14 protein-coding genes are annotated in these 17,740 nt (G+C 69.9%); 11 read left to right on the top strand and 3 right to left on the bottom strand.

Annotated features, from left to right (window positions below):
- Window positions 1–213 precede the first annotated feature (213 nt).
- Together AB0C46_RS32700 and AB0C46_RS32695 are read right to left on the bottom strand one after the other, a co-directional pair.
- Window positions 214–1,158 carry a CoA ester lyase gene (locus AB0C46_RS32700; protein ID WP_362832297.1) on the bottom strand — a complete coding sequence of 315 codons (945 nt, stop codon included), beginning with the start codon at window positions 1,156–1,158 and terminating at the stop codon, window positions 214–216.
- Window positions 1,148–2,365: a CoA transferase gene (locus AB0C46_RS32695; RefSeq protein ID WP_362832295.1), complete on the bottom strand. Its 1,218-nt coding sequence runs from the start codon at window positions 2,363–2,365 to the stop codon at window positions 1,148–1,150. The genes AB0C46_RS32700 and AB0C46_RS32695 overlap by 11 nt, the downstream gene beginning before the upstream one ends.
- A gap of 748 nt (window positions 2,366–3,113) precedes the next feature.
- Between AB0C46_RS32695 and AB0C46_RS32690 the strand changes: the two genes are divergently transcribed.
- The 5 genes from AB0C46_RS32690 (at window position 3,114) to AB0C46_RS32670 (ending at window position 9,695) form a co-directional block, all read left to right on the top strand.
- Window positions 3,114–4,091: a LysR family transcriptional regulator gene (locus AB0C46_RS32690; protein WP_362832294.1), complete on the top strand. Its 978-nt coding sequence runs from the start codon at window positions 3,114–3,116 to the stop codon at window positions 4,089–4,091.
- Between the two features lie 303 nt (window positions 4,092–4,394).
- Window positions 4,395–5,606 carry a M20 family metallopeptidase gene (locus AB0C46_RS32685; RefSeq protein ID WP_362832293.1) on the top strand — a complete coding sequence of 404 codons (1,212 nt, stop codon included), beginning with the start codon at window positions 4,395–4,397 and terminating at the stop codon, window positions 5,604–5,606.
- Window positions 5,603–7,183, top strand: coding sequence for an amino acid ABC transporter permease/ATP-binding protein (locus AB0C46_RS32680; protein ID WP_362832292.1), 1,581 nt, complete (start codon window positions 5,603–5,605; stop codon window positions 7,181–7,183). The genes AB0C46_RS32685 and AB0C46_RS32680 overlap by 4 nt, the downstream gene beginning before the upstream one ends.
- A gap of 102 nt (window positions 7,184–7,285) precedes the next feature.
- On the top strand, window positions 7,286–8,137 hold the full coding sequence (locus AB0C46_RS32675) for an ABC transporter substrate-binding protein (RefSeq protein ID WP_362832290.1): 852 nt from the start codon (window positions 7,286–7,288) through the stop codon (window positions 8,135–8,137).
- A gap of 265 nt (window positions 8,138–8,402) precedes the next feature.
- A complete protein-coding gene (locus tag AB0C46_RS32670; protein WP_362832289.1) occupies window positions 8,403–9,695 on the top strand; it encodes a condensation domain-containing protein in 1,293 nt (430 codons plus the stop codon).
- A gap of 19 nt (window positions 9,696–9,714) precedes the next feature.
- On the opposite strand, the gene AB0C46_RS32665 is transcribed toward AB0C46_RS32670, so the two are convergent.
- Window positions 9,715–10,524, bottom strand: a complete 810-nt coding sequence (locus AB0C46_RS32665) for a LuxR family transcriptional regulator (protein ID WP_362832374.1) — start codon at window positions 10,522–10,524, stop codon at window positions 9,715–9,717.
- 302 nt (window positions 10,525–10,826) lie between these two features.
- Here AB0C46_RS32665 and AB0C46_RS32660 point away from each other — a divergent pair, with 302 nt between their 5' ends.
- From AB0C46_RS32660 to AB0C46_RS32635, 6 genes are all read left to right on the top strand, one after another.
- Complete coding sequence (locus AB0C46_RS32660; RefSeq protein WP_362832288.1) at window positions 10,827–12,119, top strand: MFS transporter; 1,293 nt, start codon at window positions 10,827–10,829, stop codon at window positions 12,117–12,119.
- A 552-nt stretch (window positions 12,120–12,671) separates the two neighbouring features.
- Window positions 12,672–13,631: a TauD/TfdA family dioxygenase gene (locus AB0C46_RS32655; protein WP_362832287.1), complete on the top strand. Its 960-nt coding sequence runs from the start codon at window positions 12,672–12,674 to the stop codon at window positions 13,629–13,631.
- 5 nt (window positions 13,632–13,636) lie between these two features.
- Complete coding sequence (locus AB0C46_RS32650) at window positions 13,637–15,457, top strand: non-ribosomal peptide synthetase (protein ID WP_362832285.1); 1,821 nt, start codon at window positions 13,637–13,639, stop codon at window positions 15,455–15,457.
- 104 nt (window positions 15,458–15,561) lie between these two features.
- Window positions 15,562–16,362, top strand: a complete 801-nt coding sequence (locus tag AB0C46_RS32645; protein WP_362832284.1) for an alpha/beta fold hydrolase — start codon at window positions 15,562–15,564, stop codon at window positions 16,360–16,362.
- A gap of 129 nt (window positions 16,363–16,491) precedes the next feature.
- Window positions 16,492–16,698, top strand: coding sequence for an MbtH family protein (locus AB0C46_RS32640; protein WP_362832282.1), 207 nt, complete (start codon window positions 16,492–16,494; stop codon window positions 16,696–16,698).
- 29 nt (window positions 16,699–16,727) lie between these two features.
- The coding region (locus tag AB0C46_RS32635) for a condensation domain-containing protein (protein ID WP_362832280.1) at window positions 16,728–17,740 on the top strand (1,013 nt) is incomplete at its 3' end.

Genomic DNA, 17,740 nt, shown 5'->3' with positions numbered 1-17,740 from the left:
ATCCCGAAACCACCAAGGACAACGGCGGCATCGAGTTCACGTTCCGCATCGCGGGCATCGGCACGTCCGCTTCGAACCCGGCGAGCCGTCTCCACCGGTCCCGTCACCGTCGAGAAGCCCATCGTCACCCACTGACACACCGCCTCTGCGAAGAGCCCGGGGTGTTCGGTTGCTGTGCCTGCCAGTTGCCACCACGACGGCTCCCACGGCCGGTCAGGATGATCCCGGGTCGTGGACGGGCCCGGGGCCGGCGTGCCGCTTCCGCAGAAGGCGCGCTGTCGCGGCCATGGCCTCGTCCACCATTTCCCCTTCGAACGACACCGCCCCTGCCCCGTCGGCCTGCGCGGCCTCCACCGCGGCTATCAGCCGTGCGCAGCGGTCGAGTTCGCGGGGCGTGGGGGAGAACGCCTCGTTGATCACGGGGACATGGGAGGGGTGGACGGCCATCATGCCCTCGTAACCGAGGGAGCGGTTCTGTTCGGCGAAGGAGCGCAGCCCGGCGAGATCGTCGAGGTGTGTCCACAGTCCGGTGACGGGGTGGGGGGCTCCGGCCGCCCGCACATCCAGCAGGACCCGCGAGCGCAGGGCCAGTGTCTCGGTTCCCTCCTGACTCCATCGGTAGCCGACCGCGCGCGCGACATCGCCGCCGGAGGCGGTGACAGCGCCCGGGTACGCGACGCGTGCGGCAGCCGTGGCGATGTCGTGGGCGTCGTGCAGTCCACGGGCCGTCTCCAGCAAGGGGACCAGGGCGACCGTGCCGCCGGGCAGGCCCTGTTCCTGTTCGCACCAGGTGAGCAGCCGGTCGGCGAACCGTACATCTTGGGCACAGCGCACCTTGGGCAGCACGATGCCGGTGAGCCCGGGGCGTACGACCGCACGCAGTTCCCCGGCCGTCGCCCAGCCGTCGAGCGGGTTGATACGGACGAAGAGCGCCATCGCGTCCGGAGGATCCCCGGCGGCCAGGGCCACGGCCTCGGCGACCCGGCCCCTGGCGGACGGCTTGTCCGCCGCGGGCACCGCGTCCTCCAGGTCGAGGATGGCCGCGTCGGCGCCGGCCGCACGCGCTTTGGGCAGCCAGCCGGTCCGGTTTCCGGGGACGAAGAGCAGGGAGCGCAGCAAAGGCCGGTGCGGGACCGTGGCGTCGGTCTCAGACGACATCGTTCTTCTCCAGCTCCCGCAGTTCCTCCTCGCTGAGCCCCAGCCACTCCCGGTAGACCAGGCGGTTGTCCTGGCCGAGAGCCGGGCCGGTCCGCCAGACGTGCCCGGGCTGCCGGTGGAAGTGGGGGATCACGGCCTGCATGCGCACGGGGCCGAGGTCAGGGTCGTCGACGGTCACGATGTCGCCGCGCTCGGCGTAGACGGGGTCGTTGGCGATGTCCTCGGCGCTGAACACCGGGGAGGCCACGACCTCGGCGCGGTCGAACGCCCGTAGGCACTCGGTGGTGCCACGCTCCGCGATCCATGCCCGTAGGCGCTCGTCGAGTTGCCCGCGCCCTGCGTACTGCTGCTGTGCGGTGGCGAACTCGTCTTCGGGGAGGCCGAGCAGCCGGGCCACATTGCGCACCGAGCGCAGCGTCGCGGATGTCACCGTGATCCAGTCGCCGTCACCGGAGCGATAGGTGTTGATCACGGCCGCCGGGGCGACCGCGAGCTGGTTGCCGGCCCGCTCGGGGATCTTCCCCAGCTGGTCATGGACGATGACCTGCCATTCGACGAGCCGGAACAGGGGCTCGAAGAGGGCCAGGTCGATCCATTCGCCGTCGAAGTCGGCGTCGTGCTCGCGGCGGTGGAGTGCGGCGAGGACGGCGAAGGCGCCCATCAGCCCGGTCACCGCGTCGCCGTGGGAGAAGCCGGTGTGCACGGGCGGGCCGTCGGGGAACCCCGTCAGGTGTACGACGCCGCTGCGTGCCTCCCCCATCTTGCCGAAGCCGGGGGCGTCGGCAAGGGAGGAGGTGGCGCCGAATCCGGAGATCTGCAGCAGTACGGCCTTCGGGTTGATCCGGTGCACGGCTTCCCAGTCGAGTCCCCAGCTACGCAGCCGCCCCGCGCGCAAGGTGACGATGACGATGTCCGCCCAGGCGACGAGGCGTTCGGCGACGGCCCGGCCGTCTTCGTGGTGGAGATCAAGGGTGACGGATCGTTTGTTGCGTCCGGCGACCTTGAACCACAGGGGGACCCCGTCTCGCCGGGGGCCCATCGAACGAGCTGCGTCGCCCGAGCTGGGAGGTTCGACATGCACGACATCGGCTCCCTGGTCGGCCAGCATCGAGCCTGCCAGCGGCCCGGCCACCACATGGGCGAACTCGACCACTTTCAGTCCGCGCAGCTGCCCGCGTCCGGGGGTTTTCCGATGCTCGTGCGGCATGTTGTGCTCCCTCGCAGTGGTGTGCTCCCGTCTCCTCCGCCAGGGCACCGGGGCGCTGCGTCCCGGAGGCCTTCGGGGAGGTTTTCAGCATGTCGAAGGCGAGAAATACCTGTCCAGCAAAAAAATCCCATCAATCCATGCGCTGAGCGCATGAATGGCGAGGTGTCGCGGCGGGTCTGCCGCGGCCCGGGGGCGTTCGCGCCGAGAACGGCGCTGACGCAGTTCGGGCTCCGTGCGCCGAGGCAGGTGCGTTCCCGCTCGATGCCGACGCGCAGGTGCCCGGCGGTACGCCGCACGCAGCACGGAGTGGTCGGCGCGATGCCCCGGTGCGGGCCGTGGTGTGGTCTTGTCCTGGCGCGGCGGCTCGGCGACGGGGGAGAGGGGCTTCCTCGTCGCTGTTCGGCTCCTTCGTGATGTCGGAGTGCCGGCGCCGACCTGCGTGCCACCTGCCGGGCGGCTGCGCCGCGGCCCGATGCGGAGGAACGCTCAAGGGCCGGAAGGCCGACGTCGCTGACATCTGGCAGGTGATGTCTCATGCGCGTCATGTGGGGCGGTTAAATAGTGCATACCCAACATTGGATGTGGATAGATTGATAAACTGCGTGCATGAATGTCTCTGGGCTCACCCCTGGCCGCTTCCGACGGTCGCGGGGGTCGGGTCGGCGGGTGAGCCGCCTTGCGTCGACCGCCTCGGGGGGCATCTGTGTCCTTCCGGCACTAATCATCGAGTCACCTGGAATGCATCCTCATGGATCTCTCGTTGCGCCAGCTTGAGGCCTTTGCCGCGGTTGCCCGCGCCGGCAGCTTCACCGCTGCCGCCGGTGAGCTGCACGTATCGCAGTCCGCACTCAGTCGTACGGTGGCCGAACTGGAGCGGACGGTGCGGGTGCGGCTCCTGGTGCGGGATACGCGCAATGTGGCGCTGACCCCACAAGGTGCGGAGCTACTGGCGGTCGCGGAGCGCGTGCTCTCCGCCCACCGGGCGGAGATGAACCAGCTCAGCCGTTTCCTCGCCGGAGAGCGTGGAACGGTCACGATCGCCACGCTGCCGTCCGTGGCGGCGGTGTTGCTTCCGCCGGTGATCTCGACGCTGCACGCCGAGCGTCCGGAGATCAGCGTCTGCATACTCGACGGGCTGGCACGCAGTGTGATCGACCATGTCACGGCCGGTGAGGCCGACTTGGCGATCACCGTCGCCGGACAGCTTCCCGACGGTCTGGTCGCCCGGCCGTTTGCGCAGGACCGCTTCTTTGCCGCGGTACCCCCCGGTCATCCACTCGCGGATCGGGGCGAACTGCGGTGGGATCACCTGGCCGGCGAGCAGTTCGTCTCCATCGGAGCGGACTCCAGCGTGCGCTCCTTCACTGACGCGGCGTTCCGGCAGGCCGACGTGCGGGTGGCCGGTGTCGTCGAGGCCAGCAACGTCGCCACGGTCGGCGGTCTGGTCGCGGCCGGGCTCGGGGTGACCGTGCTCCCTGCGCTGGTTCAGGCGCTGATGAGCTTCGCCGTGCTCACCCACCGGCCGATCGTGGCGCCGGTCGTGGAGCGCAGGCTGGATATCGTCACGCGTGCCGACCGGGCCGTCTCGCCCGCCGTGCAGCATGTGCTGGGCCTGCTCGGCGAACTCCGGGTCACCGGGCATCAGTTGCCGCCCGGTGTGAGCTGGACGGACATGCCGGACCACGAGGCGGACGCCTCGCCGGACGTCTCGGGCTCGATGGAGTAGGGCGTCCTTGCGCATCAGCGGGCCGCTGGTCGGTTGGGTTGCCGCCGCGGCGCGTACGACGGCGGCCGTCGCGCCGGCGAAATGCCCCAACACGCCTACCTCCCCAGGAAGTTCGCGCTACGTGCGGGAAACCGCCGTCGGTCGTCTTTCGAGTCGCCGCCATCCATGATCTGACCGCATGAATCAATGCACTATTGATGCTAGACGACGGCATGTGGCTGGGACACGATGGTGGCGCAGACCACAGGCGTACCCGGCCCGGGAGTACGGGGGGACGCCTGACGGCGAACATCAGGAGGCGGAATGCGGGACATGGAACGGGCGAGGGACGCGGCGGACCGTCTCGCGCCGGAGCTGACGGAGCTCAGGCACGCCCTGCACCGTCATCCGGAGATCGGCCTTCACCTCCCGGTCACCCAGCAGACTGTCCTGAAGGCACTGGCCGGACTGGGGCTGGAGATCTCCACCGGGAAGCAGCTGACGTCCGTCACTGCCGTGCTGCGCGGCGGGCGTCCTGGACCGGCCGTCCTGCTCCGCGCGGACATGGACGCCCTGCCGGTCCAGGAGCGAACAGGTGTGGACTTCGCCAGCCGGATCGACGGAGTGATGCACGCGTGCGGACACGATCTGCACACCGCCATGCTGGTCGGCGCGGCCCGGATCCTCGCGGAGCGGCGTGCGGACCTGGCCGGCGATGTGGTCTTCATGTTCCAGCCCGGAGAAGAGGGCTGGGACGGCGCCCGGCTCATGATCGAAGAAGGCGTGCTCGACGCCGCGGGTCCCCGGGTGACCGCGGCCTATGCGCTGCATGTGATGTCGGCCCGGCTCCCGCGCGGGGAATTCGCCACGAGGCCCGGCACGGTGCTCTCCGCTTGCAGTGAGCTGACCGTCGAGGTGCAGGGGCACGGCGGGCACGGCTCGGTACCGCACCTGGGCCTGGATCCGGTACCGGCCACCGCCGAGATGGTGCTCGCGCTCCAGACGATGGTGACCCGCCGGTTCGACATCTTCGACCCCGTCGTCCTCAGCGTGGGCACGATTCACGGCGGCACCGCGTCCAACGTGCTCCCGGACCAGGTGCGGTTCCAGGCCACTGTGCGCACCTTCTCGCCCGGTTCGCTGGCTCGGATGCAGGAAGAGACGGTGCGGCTGTGCCGGCAGATCGGCGCGGCACACGGACTCACCGTGGATGTCTCCTTCGACACCCAGTATCCGGCGACCGTCAACGATCCAGGCTGTGCAGAACGTGTCGCACGGACCGCGGCCGATCTGTTCGGACCGGAACGCTATACGCACATGGACTTCCCCCATGCCGGCTCGGAGGACTTCTCCCGCGTGACCGACCAGGTGCCCGGATGCTTCGTCGTGTACGGCGCCTGCACCGGCGACGACCACACCGTCGCCGCCGACAACCACAGTGGGTCCGCTGCGTTCGCCGATGAGGTGCTGGCCGACGGCGCGGCACTGTACGCGGCCCTCGCCATGCGCCGGCCGGCCACGGAGGGATCCCGGTGAACAACATCCTCCAGACGTTCTTCGACTGGCACACCATCGCCGGCATCCTGCCCCGACTCCTTACCGAGGGCCTTGCCAACACCCTGCTGATCGCCGCGCTGGCCGTGACGATGGGCGTGGTGATCGGGCTGATCGTTGCCGTAGGCCTGCTCTCCCAGCGGTGGTGGGTACGCCTCCCGGCCCGTACCTATGTCGACATCTTCCGGGGGCTGCCCTCCATCCTGACCGTGATGATCTTCGGGATCGGGCTGCCCGCCGCAGGTATCCGTCCCTTCGGCAGCAACCCATTCGGCTACGCCGTCCTGGCCATCGGCGTCATCTCCGCCGCCTACATGGCGGAGATCTTCCGCTCGGGGATCCAGAACGTCGAACGCGGCCAGCTCCATGCGGCGCGCAGCCTGGGCATGGGTTACCTCCAGGCCATGCGTCTGATAGTGGTGCCGCAAGGGATCCGTGCCGTACTGCCCGCCATGGCCGGCCAGTTCGTGATCGACATCAAGTACACCTCGCTCGTCTATCTCCTCGGGCTCGGCGTCGGCCAACGGGAACTGTTCTTCATCGCGCAGGAGGAGGCCACCCGCACCTACAACATGTCCCCCCTGACCGCGGTGGCCCTGTGCTACCTGGTGATCACTGTCCCGCTGACGCATCTGGTGAACTGGCTCGACCACAGGCTGCGCGAGGGACGTCGCCAGGCGGCGGTCGCCGTCGAGGCGGCGGCGGCCGGCGACACCGTGATCTCCCCGCTCCAGGACGAGGACCGTTCCGCCGGCTCTCCGGTCCGGACGACGGCCGATACCACGACCGGTCCCCGGCCGGCCCCCGCCGTACCGCCCGTGGCGGCCGGTGACGCGATGGTGAGCGTGCAGGACCTGCGGAAGTCCTTCGGCGAGACGGAGGTTCTGCGCGGGGTCTCCTTTCACGTCCCCCGTGGACAGACGATGTGCGTCATCGGACCGTCCGGCTCGGGCAAGTCGACCCTGCTGAAGTGCCTGAACCTCCTCGAAGCACCGAACGGCGGCACCGTCCTCATCGACGGCGAGGCGGTCAACGAGCCGGGCTGCGACGTCAATCGCGTCCGCACCCGGGTCGGCATGGTGTTCCAGCACTTCAACCTTTTCCCGCACATGTCCGTCCAGCGGAACGTGGAGCTTGCCCTCACCAAGGTCCGCGGACTCTCCTCGCAGGAGGCGCAGCAGCGCGCCCACCGTGCCCTGGAGCAGGTCGGCCTCGCCCACCTCGCCGGGCAGCGCCCCTTCCGGCTGTCCGGCGGGCAGCAGCAACGCGTGGCCATCGCCCGCGCGCTGGCCATGGAGCCCGACGTCATGCTCTTCGACGAGGCCACCTCGGCTCTGGATCCGGAACTGGTCAAGGGCGTCCTGGCGGCCATGCGTGACCTGGCCAGGTCCGGCATGACCATGATCGTGGTGACGCATGAGATGGGCTTCGCCCGCGAAGCCGCCGACCAGGTCGTCTTCATGGACCAAGGCGTCGTGGCGGAACAGGGCCCGCCCGACGAGATCTTCACCAACCCCACCACCCGACGGCTGAAGGAGTTCCTGGCCCAGGTGCTCTGAAGCCCTCCTGCCCCGGCCCGTACGAGCTCGAAAGGAATTCAGGTGAAAGGAATGCAGGTGAAGGCACGACAGACGAACCGTCCCAGAAGGAGCTTGCTTCTGGTGACCGCGCTCACCGTGTGCGCCACCACTGCGCTGGCAGCGGGCTGCGGCAGCACAGCGGGCGCCGGCAACCCCTACGGTCTGGCCCAGCCCGGCGTCCTCATGACCGGCGCCGAGAGCGACCAGAAGCCCTTCGCCTTCGCCGGCAAAGAGGGGGCCACCCAGGGCTTCGCCGTCGACCTGATCAACGAGTTCGCCCACCGCCGAGGCCTGAAGGTCCAGTACCGGTCCACCGATATCGCGGGCCTGCTCACCGGTATCAAGACCGGGCGCTACGACATCGGTGCGTCCGCGCTCAATCCGACTCCCGAACGCAGCAAGAATGTGGGCTTCACCAAGCCCTTCTACTGGGGCTACACCGCCGTGCTCACCACCCGGTCCACCTCCGCGGACGCGAGCGGCGACTTCGACGGCAAGAAGATCGGGGTCACTCTCGGCTCCGTCCAAGAGGCGTATGTCGCCGAGCACATGCCGAAGGCGAAGATCATCCGCTTCCGGGACGCCACCGGAGCGGTCAGCCAGCTGCTGTCCGGCGGCATCGACGGGGTGGCACTCGGCGGCACCGTCGCCGAAGACCTGATCAAGCAGTACTCGTCGCTGCGCATCGCCATCGAAACGTCACAACCCGCCGGGGCGAGCCTCCCGCTCCCCAAGGACAGCCCGCTGCGGTCCGCCTTCGACAGCACCATGGCCCGGATGGTGAAGGACGGAACGTACCTGAAGCTGTACCGCAAGTGGCTGGCCAAGCCACCGCGCAAGCAGCTGATCGGCGTGTGGCCGGACCTCAGCACCCAGTTGAAGAAGGGCTCGCCGACGGCCTCGGCGACCGGGTCGGCCCCCGGGAAACCGTGACGTCCGCAGGTCGCCGCCCCGCGCCACGGTCACCGCGTCACAGCATCTGGATGACGTGTCTGCCGCGTACACCGCCCTCCTCCAGGGCACGGTGCACGGTGCGTGCCGACGATCCCGGACAGCCACCCGGCCTGGGTCTCGCCACGCCGCACGCCCCTCGGGTCCACGACTGGCGCAGACACCACCCCCGGCACGGCCTGTGCGGTGCCCGGTGCGGCTGCCAGGCTGGGCGGACAACGATTCCCTAGACCTCTGGAGCGGAAACGTGCAATCCCCTTTGACGGCGGGGCAACTGGAGATCTGGATATCGCAGGTGCTCGAACCGAGCAGCCCGGTCTACAACGTGGGTGACTACTACGAAATCACCGGCGCCATCGACCCGAAGCTTCTCGAAGCCGCCGCCCGCACCGCCGTGGACGAAGCAGGATCGCTCGGCGCACGGTTCCTCGTCGCCACTGACGGGACGCCCTACCAGGAACTGGGGCCGGCGGAATGGTCCTTCGAGGTCCTCGACATGAGCGAGCGGCCCGACCCCGACGCGGAAGCGGTGGCCTGGATGCGGGCCGAGATGGCCCGCCCGGTCGACCTGACCTGTGGTTCTCTGCTGGCCGGTGCGCTGATCAAGGTAGCGGAGCACCGCCACTTCTGGTATCGCCGTTTCCACCACATCGTCACGGACGGCCATGGAACTGCCGCCCTTGCCCGCAGGACCGCAGCCCTTTACCACTCGATGCACACCGGTGCCTCTTGCGAACCCAACCCCTTCGCGCCGGTCACGGCCGCCGTCGAACACGACCGCGCCTACCGGGCCGGCCGGCTGTACGCAGCCGACCGGGACTTCTGGGAGCAGATCGCGCGCGACTGGCCGGCCACCGGCCGGCTCCGGGCGGACGCTCCGCCCGCACCTGTCACCTTGCAGAACACCCACCATCTGCCACGGCCGGTGGTCGAGGCCGTCCACGCCCAGAGCGAGCGGCTGGAGATGTCCACCGCGCGCTTCCTGATCACCGCCGCAGCCCTCTACCTGTGGCAGGCCACCGGCGCCGACGAGGTGACCTTCGCCTGTTCCGCGACGAGCCGGCCCACCCGCCTGTTGCGCAATGTCGTCGCACCGATGGCGAACCTCCTGCCGTTCCGGGTGCCCGTGGAGCCGGAGCGGTCGGTGACCGACACCTTCCGGCGGACGGACCGGCAGATCGGGCAGGCGCTGCGCCACCACCGTTACCGCTACGAGGAGTTCCGGCGCACGCTCTCCACGGCCCCGGAGCACCACAGCGTCGGACCGGTGGTCAATATCGTCAACTTCGACCGCGATCTGCGCTTCGGACCAGCCACCGGCGTGGTGCACACACTGGTCACCGGGCCCATACCGGACCTCGGCCTGTACTTCGACGTGCACTCCGAGCACGCCGGCACCAGCGTGTGTGTGGAAGCGAATCCCGCCAACTACACGGCCGGGGAAGCAGCCCGGCACGCCGAGGGCCTCGGCGCGCTCGTACGGGAACTGGCCGGCGCGGATCCCGGCCTCCCCGTACGAGCCATGGGCCGGCTTCGGTGACGTGCGGGCGGCTCCGGGCTCACTCCCGGTCCTGCGCGGCGGCGTGCAGCCGCCCGAGCGCATATCCGGCCTGGAACCGGCTCTTCGCACCGACCGCCTTCATGATCTCCGAGGCGTGGCGCTGACAGCTGCGTACGGACATGCCCAGGCGCCGCGCGATCGACTTGTCCTCCAGCCCCTCCGACAGCATGGCGACGATCGACTCCTGAATCTCGCCGGAGATCCGGACGGCAGCGGCCGAGTCGAATCTGACCGGGAAGGGCGAGGAATCGCGCCACAGACAGTCGAAGAACACCCGTATGTAGTGGACGACATGCGGCTCATGCACCAGCAGGGCCGCCTCCGGGTCGTCTCGCAGCCCCAGCAAGGCCACGCGGTGGTCGAAGACCAGCAGCCGGCACACGCCGTCGGTCCGCGTCCGCACCTCCGCTCCGAGGTCCATCACACGCCGGACGTGGTCGACCGTCGGCTGGTCGTAGCGGGCGGGATGCTGATAGAGGGTGCGCATCCTGACGCCGCGCGCAAGCATCCGCCGGTCCCGCTCATCCGCCTCCTGGAGTGCGCGGGCGGAACGGGCACCGCCCGGCTGGGCGGTGAGCACCTCTTCCCGGGCGCCCATCGTCAACTCCTCGATGGTCTCCTGGACGGTCCCCAGATCGGTGAGCAGCTCGATCGGCTCGGCGTCCGAACGACGCGCCCGCCCCGACTCGTAGGCAGGGAGCAGCGATTCGAACGTCTCCCGGAGCCGCTCGATCTCCTCATAGCGTTCGCGCACCTGGCGTTCCAAGGGACGCAGCAGCCGGACAGCGGCGGTCCGGGGCGGCACCACGGCCAACCGGCCGGCCTCTCCTTCGGCACGGCACAGTAATCGCATTTCCACGAGTTCTTTTACCGCTCGTTCCGCGTCCGCACTGTCGAGCCCCAGCGCGGTGAGTTCCTCGATGCCGCAAACGGCGCGCTGCGCAGCGTAGGCAAATACGCACGACGCTTCCTCGCTCAGCTCAATTCGTCCGAGTGGTTCTGACGTATTCATCATCCCTCAGCCCGCATCAGGTATATCCCCCGATCGGAAGGCACGCTAGACATGCTTGATCAACAGCCAGTCAACGTGGAGCAGACAGGCACTTCCCCGTGCCGGTGAACACCGGGCACCGGGCGGCGGGGCGCAGTGCCGGTGGCGGACTGTTACGCCGCCACCGGGACTTCCGGCAGCTGTGGTACGGGGAGACCGCAGGCAAGTTCGGTGTGTCTGTCACGAGTGTGCTGCTGCCGCTGGCCGCCGTCTCCGTACTGCATGCCGGAACCCTTGCGGTGAGCCTGCTCAACGCCGCGACCTGGCTGCCCTGGCTCGTCATCGGGCTGCCCGCCGGAGTCTGGGTGGACCGGCTGCGCCGCCGCACGGTCATGCTGGTCTGCGACGCCGTCTCGTGCGCACTGTTCCTGAGCGTGCCGGTGGCCGCATGGCTCGGTGTGCTCGGCATCGGCCAGCTGCTGCTGGTCGCCCTGCTGGTGGGTTCGGCGGCCGTCTTCTTCCAGACCGCGTACACCGCCTATCTCCCCACCCTGGTCAGCGGCCCGGATCAGGCCGAGGGCAACGCGAAGCTGCACGGAAGCGCCGCCGCGGCGCAAATCGCCGGTGTGGGATGCGGAGGCCTGATCGCACAGGCCGCCGGTGCGGTCGACGGCATGCTGACCAACGCGGCGACCTTCCTCCTCTCCTTCCTGTGCGTAGGCCGCATCCGGCACCGTGAGCCGCCGGCGGCGGCCTCCCGGTCAGGATGCCGCACGCCGCTGCTCGGGGACGTACGGAAGGGGGTGCGGCTGGTCGCCCACGACCCGTATCTGCGCAGCCTCACCCTCTTCGGAGCTGCCTCCAATCTCGCCCTGGGGGGCTGCCAGGCCCTGCTCGTCGTCTTCCTGGTGCGGGACATCGGCCTTTCTTCCGGTGCGGTGGGGGCGCTGGTGGGACTCGGTAGCGCAGGGGGCGTCCTGGGCGCGCTGCTGGTGCGCCGCGGTGCGGCCCGGCTCGGCACCGCCCGCGCCCTGCTGCTGTTCGAGCTCGGGGTGCCCGCCCTCGCCCCGCTGATGGCGCTCACCCGTGACGGTGCCGGACTGGCGTTCTTCGTCGTCGGCTATGGCGCGGTCGCGCTCGGCGTGGTGGCGGGAAACATCATCAAGGCAGGCTTCATCCAGGGGTATTGCCCCTCCGGTGTGCTCGGCCGGGTGACCGCCTGCTCGGCGTTCCTCAACTACGGAACCCTGCCGCTGGGCGCACTCCTCGCAGGTGGCCTCGGCACGCTGCTGGGTGTGCGACCGACGATGTGGCTGGTGACCGCAGCCATGCCGCTGGCCGCGTTGATCCTGTTGTGGTCCCCGATCCGCTCCCGCCGCGACCTGCCCACCCGCGAGGCCGCACCGAGCTGACCGGACGACGGCCGTGTCCCTCGTTCACGCCGTGCCGCCGGGTACCGGCCGCTCCGGACCCACAGCCACCGATGCCCTTTTTGCCCCCTCTCCTTTATACGACAGGCATGAACACCATCCCCGAACGCTCTTGGTGCACGCCTTTCCCAATGACAGCGTGAAGCGCGTCGGCACCGGCTGGAAATGGCGACCGGCGCCCGGGGCCGGACCAATTCCGCAGCGCATTTCGGCAGAACACCCGGTGCGCAGTGCGCAGGACGGACCGAGCCGAGTCCGGTGCCGATCCACGTACTGCACCGGCCCCCTCCGCGGAACTTTCCACCCCTTCGGAACGACATGAAAGGAATCCATGTTTCCGCTCCCCAGCCCCGCGCAGGACATGCCCCACCCGTCCGAGGACCGGCACGACACCGGATGGAGCTGACCTCCCCCGACCAGCGTCCGAGGACATCCGTCAGCAACGACACGAGAGGCAGCGCACAAACCATGAGCTCTTCCCGGTCCGCCACCGCGGAACCCCCCGCCTGGACTTTCGAACCCGGTAAGCCGGCGATGGCACACGTCCCCCGGTTCGCCGACGCCGCCGGAGCAGCTGAGTGGCTCGGCTCGGTCCACACGGAGCTGCGCACCGCACTGCACCGGCACGGTGCGGTGTACCTGCGGGGCCTCCCGGTCCGTGACGTCGACGACTTCGCGAAGGTACGCGACGTCCTGGTACCCCGCCGCACCCCCTACCGCGAGAAGGCCACCCCCCGCAGCAGCTACGGGAACGACGTCTACTCCTCCACCGACCTCCCGCCCAACCAGCCGATCCGTATGCACAACGAGAACAGCTACACACTGACCTTCCCCGGTCTGCTGTTGTTCTCCTGCCTGACGGCACCGGAGGAGGGCGGCGCGACACCGGTCGCCGACTGCCGCGAAGTGCTCCGCCGGATACCCTCCCCGCTCGTCGAGCGGATGCGCTCGGCCGGCTGGTTGCTGACCCGCAACTACTCCGACCACATCTCCCTGGACTGGCGCACCGCGTTCGCCGCCGACACCCGGGAGCGGACCGAGAAGTACTGCGCGGACAACCTCATCTCCTGCGAATGGGACGCCTCGGGCGGACTGCGTACCCGGCAACTGCGGCCCGGGATCATCCGGCATCCGCAGACGGGGGAGGAGGTCTGGTTCAACCACATGGCGTTCTGGAACTCCTGGTCGCTGGACGAGGAGATCCGGGAGGCACTGCTCGACGAATTCGGGCCGGACGGCCTGCCCTTCGAGACCGGCCTCGGCGACGGCGTCCCGCTGACCCGCGACGAACTCGACGCCATCAACGCCGCCTACGAGGGCGCGACGGTGCGCGAGACCTGGCAGCCGGGCGATGTGCTGCTCGTCGACAACGTGCTGGCCACCCATGGCCGCGACCCCTTCCGCGGCGACCGCCGCATCGTCGTCGCGATGGGCGAACCCGTCGAACTCGCGGGCTGCCGGCCCACCGTGCCGCCCGCCCCGGGAAAGGAGTGAGCAGCATGACCGAGCTCCTCGAAGACGCCCACCACACCGCACCGGATCACGCCGTCGATCTGCTGACCCGCTTCCAGCAGGCCGTCGCGGCGGCCCCGGACCGGATCGCGGCCAGCAGCCATCGCGGTGCGCTCACCTTCGCCGAACTCGACCGGCACACCGCCCGGTTGGCGGCAGCGCTGGCCGGCCACGGCGCCGCGCCCGGCCGGCGGATCGGGGTCAGCCTGCCCCGGGGCACCGACCTCGTCGTCGCGCTGCTCGCGGTCTGGCGGACCGGCGCCGCCTACGTACCGCTCGACCCCGCATATCCGCAGGAACGCCTGCACGCGATGGTGCGCGACGCGGGCATCGACGTGGTGCTGACCGGCGGAAGCGACGGCCCGGGGTGGCCCGAAGGCGTCCGCACCCTTCCGGTCGTGCCCCATCCGGAGGCCCCGGAGCACCCTCCGGCACCGCCCGTACCGGTCCCCGCTCAGACCCCGGCATACGTCATCTACACCTCCGGCTCCACAGGCGTACCGAAGGGCGTCGAAACCACCCGGGGCGCGGTGGCCGCACTGGTCGCCGGGCTGGAGGAAGCGGGCCTCTACGACCAGTGGCACCGGGTCGTCGCCTGGAACGCCAGCGTCTCCTTCGACGCCTCGGTCCAGCAGTGGGCACGGGTGTGCCGGGGCGACACCGTGGTCGTCCTGGGGGAGGCGGAGCGCACCGACCCGGCCCTGCTGAGGGCAGTCCTGGACGAGCACGGGGTGCACGATCTCGACCTGACCCCCTCGCACTGGCCGCTGCTCCGCGACGAACTGCTCGAACGCTCCACCGAGGGACGACGGCTCCGGCTGTTCATGGGCGGCGAGCCCGTACCGGAGCACACCTGGCGGGAGCTGGCGGCCGCACACGACACCCGGCGACTGGAAGCGGTCAATCTCTACGGCCCCACCGAGTGCACGGTGGACGTCACCGCAGCCTGGATCGAGGACATCGATCCGCACATCGGACGCCCCCTGCCGGGAGTACGGTGCCACGTCCTCGACCCCGAGCTGCGGCCGGTGCTGTTCGGCGAGGAGGGCGAGCTCTACCTCGCCGGACAGCAGCTGGCCATCGGCTATGTGAACCGGCCCGCGCTCACCGCCACCCGGTTCGTCGCCGACCCGTTCGCCGCCGACGGCACACGGATGTACCGCACCGGAGACCTGGTGCGCCGACGCCCCGACAACTCCCTGGAATACCGGGGACGCAGCGACCGTCAGCTCAAACTCCGCGGATACCGCGTGGAGTTGGGCGACATCGAGGCTGCGCTGACCACCCATCCGGGTGTGGCGGCCGCCGTGGTCACGCTGCACAGCGGCGCGGCCGCCGGCGAGCAGCTCGCCGCGTACTACGTGGCTACGACAGCCGCCGCGGGCGACACGCCTGACACCGGCATCCCCACTCCCGGGACCCTCCGCGCGCATCTGGCCGCCGTCCTGCCACAGTTCATGCTCCCGACCGCGTACCGCGCACTCGACGCGATACCGCTGACCGTGAACGGCAAAGTTGACCTCGCCGCCCTGCCCGCGCCCGAACCGGCCCCGGCGGCCCCGGACAGCGCTCCGGAGGGCGAGGCCGAGACGCTGATAGCAGCCGTTTGGTCCGAAGTCCTCGGCCGTGAGCACATCCGGTCCGACGACGACTTCTTCGCCATGGGCGGCCACTCGCTGATCGCCCTGCGTGTCGTGGCCCGGCTGAAGAAGCAGCTGGGGGTCGCCCTGTCGGCCCGTGAGGTCTACCGCCATCCGCAGCTCAGGGACCTGGCGCGGCACGTCGAGAGCCTGCGCGCCGGCAGCTGACGGGCCCGCAGCCACCCGCGGCCCCGCGAATCCCGTGCGCCACCGTCAGCGCGTCGCATGCGCGGATAGCGCGATCGTCACCACAGAGACAGGAGATGGCCACGATGGCCGGACATCAGGACACCACCGTCATCCCGATCAAACCGCCGGACCGCCACACCGTGCGCACGCTCGTCTGCCTGGGCTTCTGCGGCGGGGGCACCGGGCCGTACCACTCATGGAGCGACAGCTTGCCGGCCGGTGTGGCCCTCTCCGCCATCTGCTACCCCGGCCGGGAGGGGCGCTTCCTGGAGCCGTACGCGGCCGACTGGGAGGAACTCGCCGCGGACGCCACCACCGCCGTGCTCTCCGCGGCCGACGGGCCGTATGTCCTGTTCGGCCACAGCATGGGCGGATGGATGGCCTTCGACGTCGCGGCCCGGATCGAGGATGCGGCCGGCCAGGCACCGGAGGCGCTGGTCGTCTCCTCGTGCAATGCACCCGACCGCGGACTGACTCCACGGGACATGTTCCCCGCGTGCCAGGACACCGACGCCGAGCTGCTGGACTGGATGCGCACCAACGGCCTGATGCCCGAACACGTCCTGGCGGACCCGGGACTCCAGGAGATGGCTGTGGAGCTCATGCGTGCGGATGTCCGGGTCCGTGACACGTTCCGCTACCGGCCGGGGACCACGGTGGGCGTCCCCGTCCAGATGCTCTCCGCGACGGACGACGACGTCATCGAGCCGGACGCCGGAAACCAGTGGCGCCGGGTCGCACGCGGTGCGTACCGCCACGATGTGCTGCCCGGCGGGCACTTCTACACCCCGGAGATCTGGCGGCAGCTGCCGGCCCACATCGCACCGCTCACCGCACCGCTCACCGCGCCGCTCACCGCGCCGCCTACCCACGCCGCAGTCTGAGCCCGCGGGACGGGACTCGTCTGCTCGTCCCGCACCGCTCCCTTGCGCACACCGCTCCGTCCCGCACGGCTCCCTCGCGCACTCCGCTCCGTCCCACATGGCTCCGTGCCCCCTGAAAGGACCTTCCCCGTGACGCACACGCACCCCTTCGAAGACGTCGACGGCACCTATCTCGTCCTGGTCAATCAGCACCACCAGCACTCCCTCTGGCCGTCGCACCTGGCACCTCCCCAGGGCTGGACGGTGACCCGGGGCGCCGACGGATATCAGGCCTGCCTCGACCACATCGAGGAGCACTGGCGCGATCTGTCGCCGCAGCCCGCCACCCGCAACTGACTCATCTCGGTCTCCAAGGGAGGAGCACCATGACGCAAGCGCACAGCCCCGCGGCCGCGGAGCAGACCGACGAGACAGTCCCGTCCGGGGACGGCCCCGGACGCGCCGGGAGGGGCGAGCGTGGTCCGCGGTCGGCGCGGGAGGAGGTGTTGTGCCAGCTGTTCGCCCAGGTGCTGGGTGTGCCGGCGGTGGGGGTGGCGGACAATTTCTTCGCCCTGGGCGGCCATTCGCTGAGGGCCGCCCAGTTGCTCAGCCGGATCCGCTCGGTGCTGGGTGTGGAGCTGGGCGTCCGTGCACTGTTCGGTGCGCCGACCGTCGCCGGGCTGGCGGATTTGCTGGCCGATGGTGCTGTGGCGCGGCCGGCGGTGACGGCGAGGGCGCGGCCGGCGGTGGTGCCGCTGTCGTTTGCGCAGCAGCGGTTGTGGTTCCTGGACCGTCTGGAGCGGAGTCCGACCTATAACGCGCCGTTCGCCTTCCGGGTGCGGGGCCCGGTGGATGTGGACGCCCTCCAGTCCGCCGTCAACGATGTGGTCGGGCGCCATGAGGCGCTGCGCACGGTCTTCCCCGTCCGTGACGACGAGCCTTTCCAGGAGATCCTGGCGCCCGAGCACGCGGCGGCGAAGGTGGCGGTGGTGCCGTGCGCCACGGAGGAGCTGGTCTCCCTCTTCCAGGAGGCGGCGTTCGCCCCCTTCGACCTGGCGGTCGAACTGCCCTTGCGGGTCGCCCTGTTCTCGGCCGCGCCGGATGAGCACGTCCTGCTGCTGACGTTGCATCACATCGCCAGCGACGGCTGGTCGGAAGCTCCGTTGCTGCGCGATCTGTCGGCCGCCTATCGCGCCCGCCGCACCGGAACCGCTCCGACGTGGCAGGCACTCCCGGTCCAGTACGCGGATTACACACTGTGGCAGCGGGAGCTTCTGGCGGAGGTGGGCGGGCAGCAGGCGGATTTCTGGGCCGAGGCGCTCAGGGATCTTCCGCAGGAGCTGGCGCTTCCCCTCGACCGGCCGCGTCCGTCGCAGCCCACTCACTCCGGCGGCCTCGT

It is taken from the genome of Streptomyces sp. NPDC048637 (assembly GCF_040650675.1).
GTDB lineage: Bacteria > Actinomycetota > Actinomycetes > Streptomycetales > Streptomycetaceae > Streptomyces.
The sequence above is the reverse complement of the archived record's forward strand: the minus strand, read 5'-3'. Positions and strand labels throughout refer to the sequence as shown.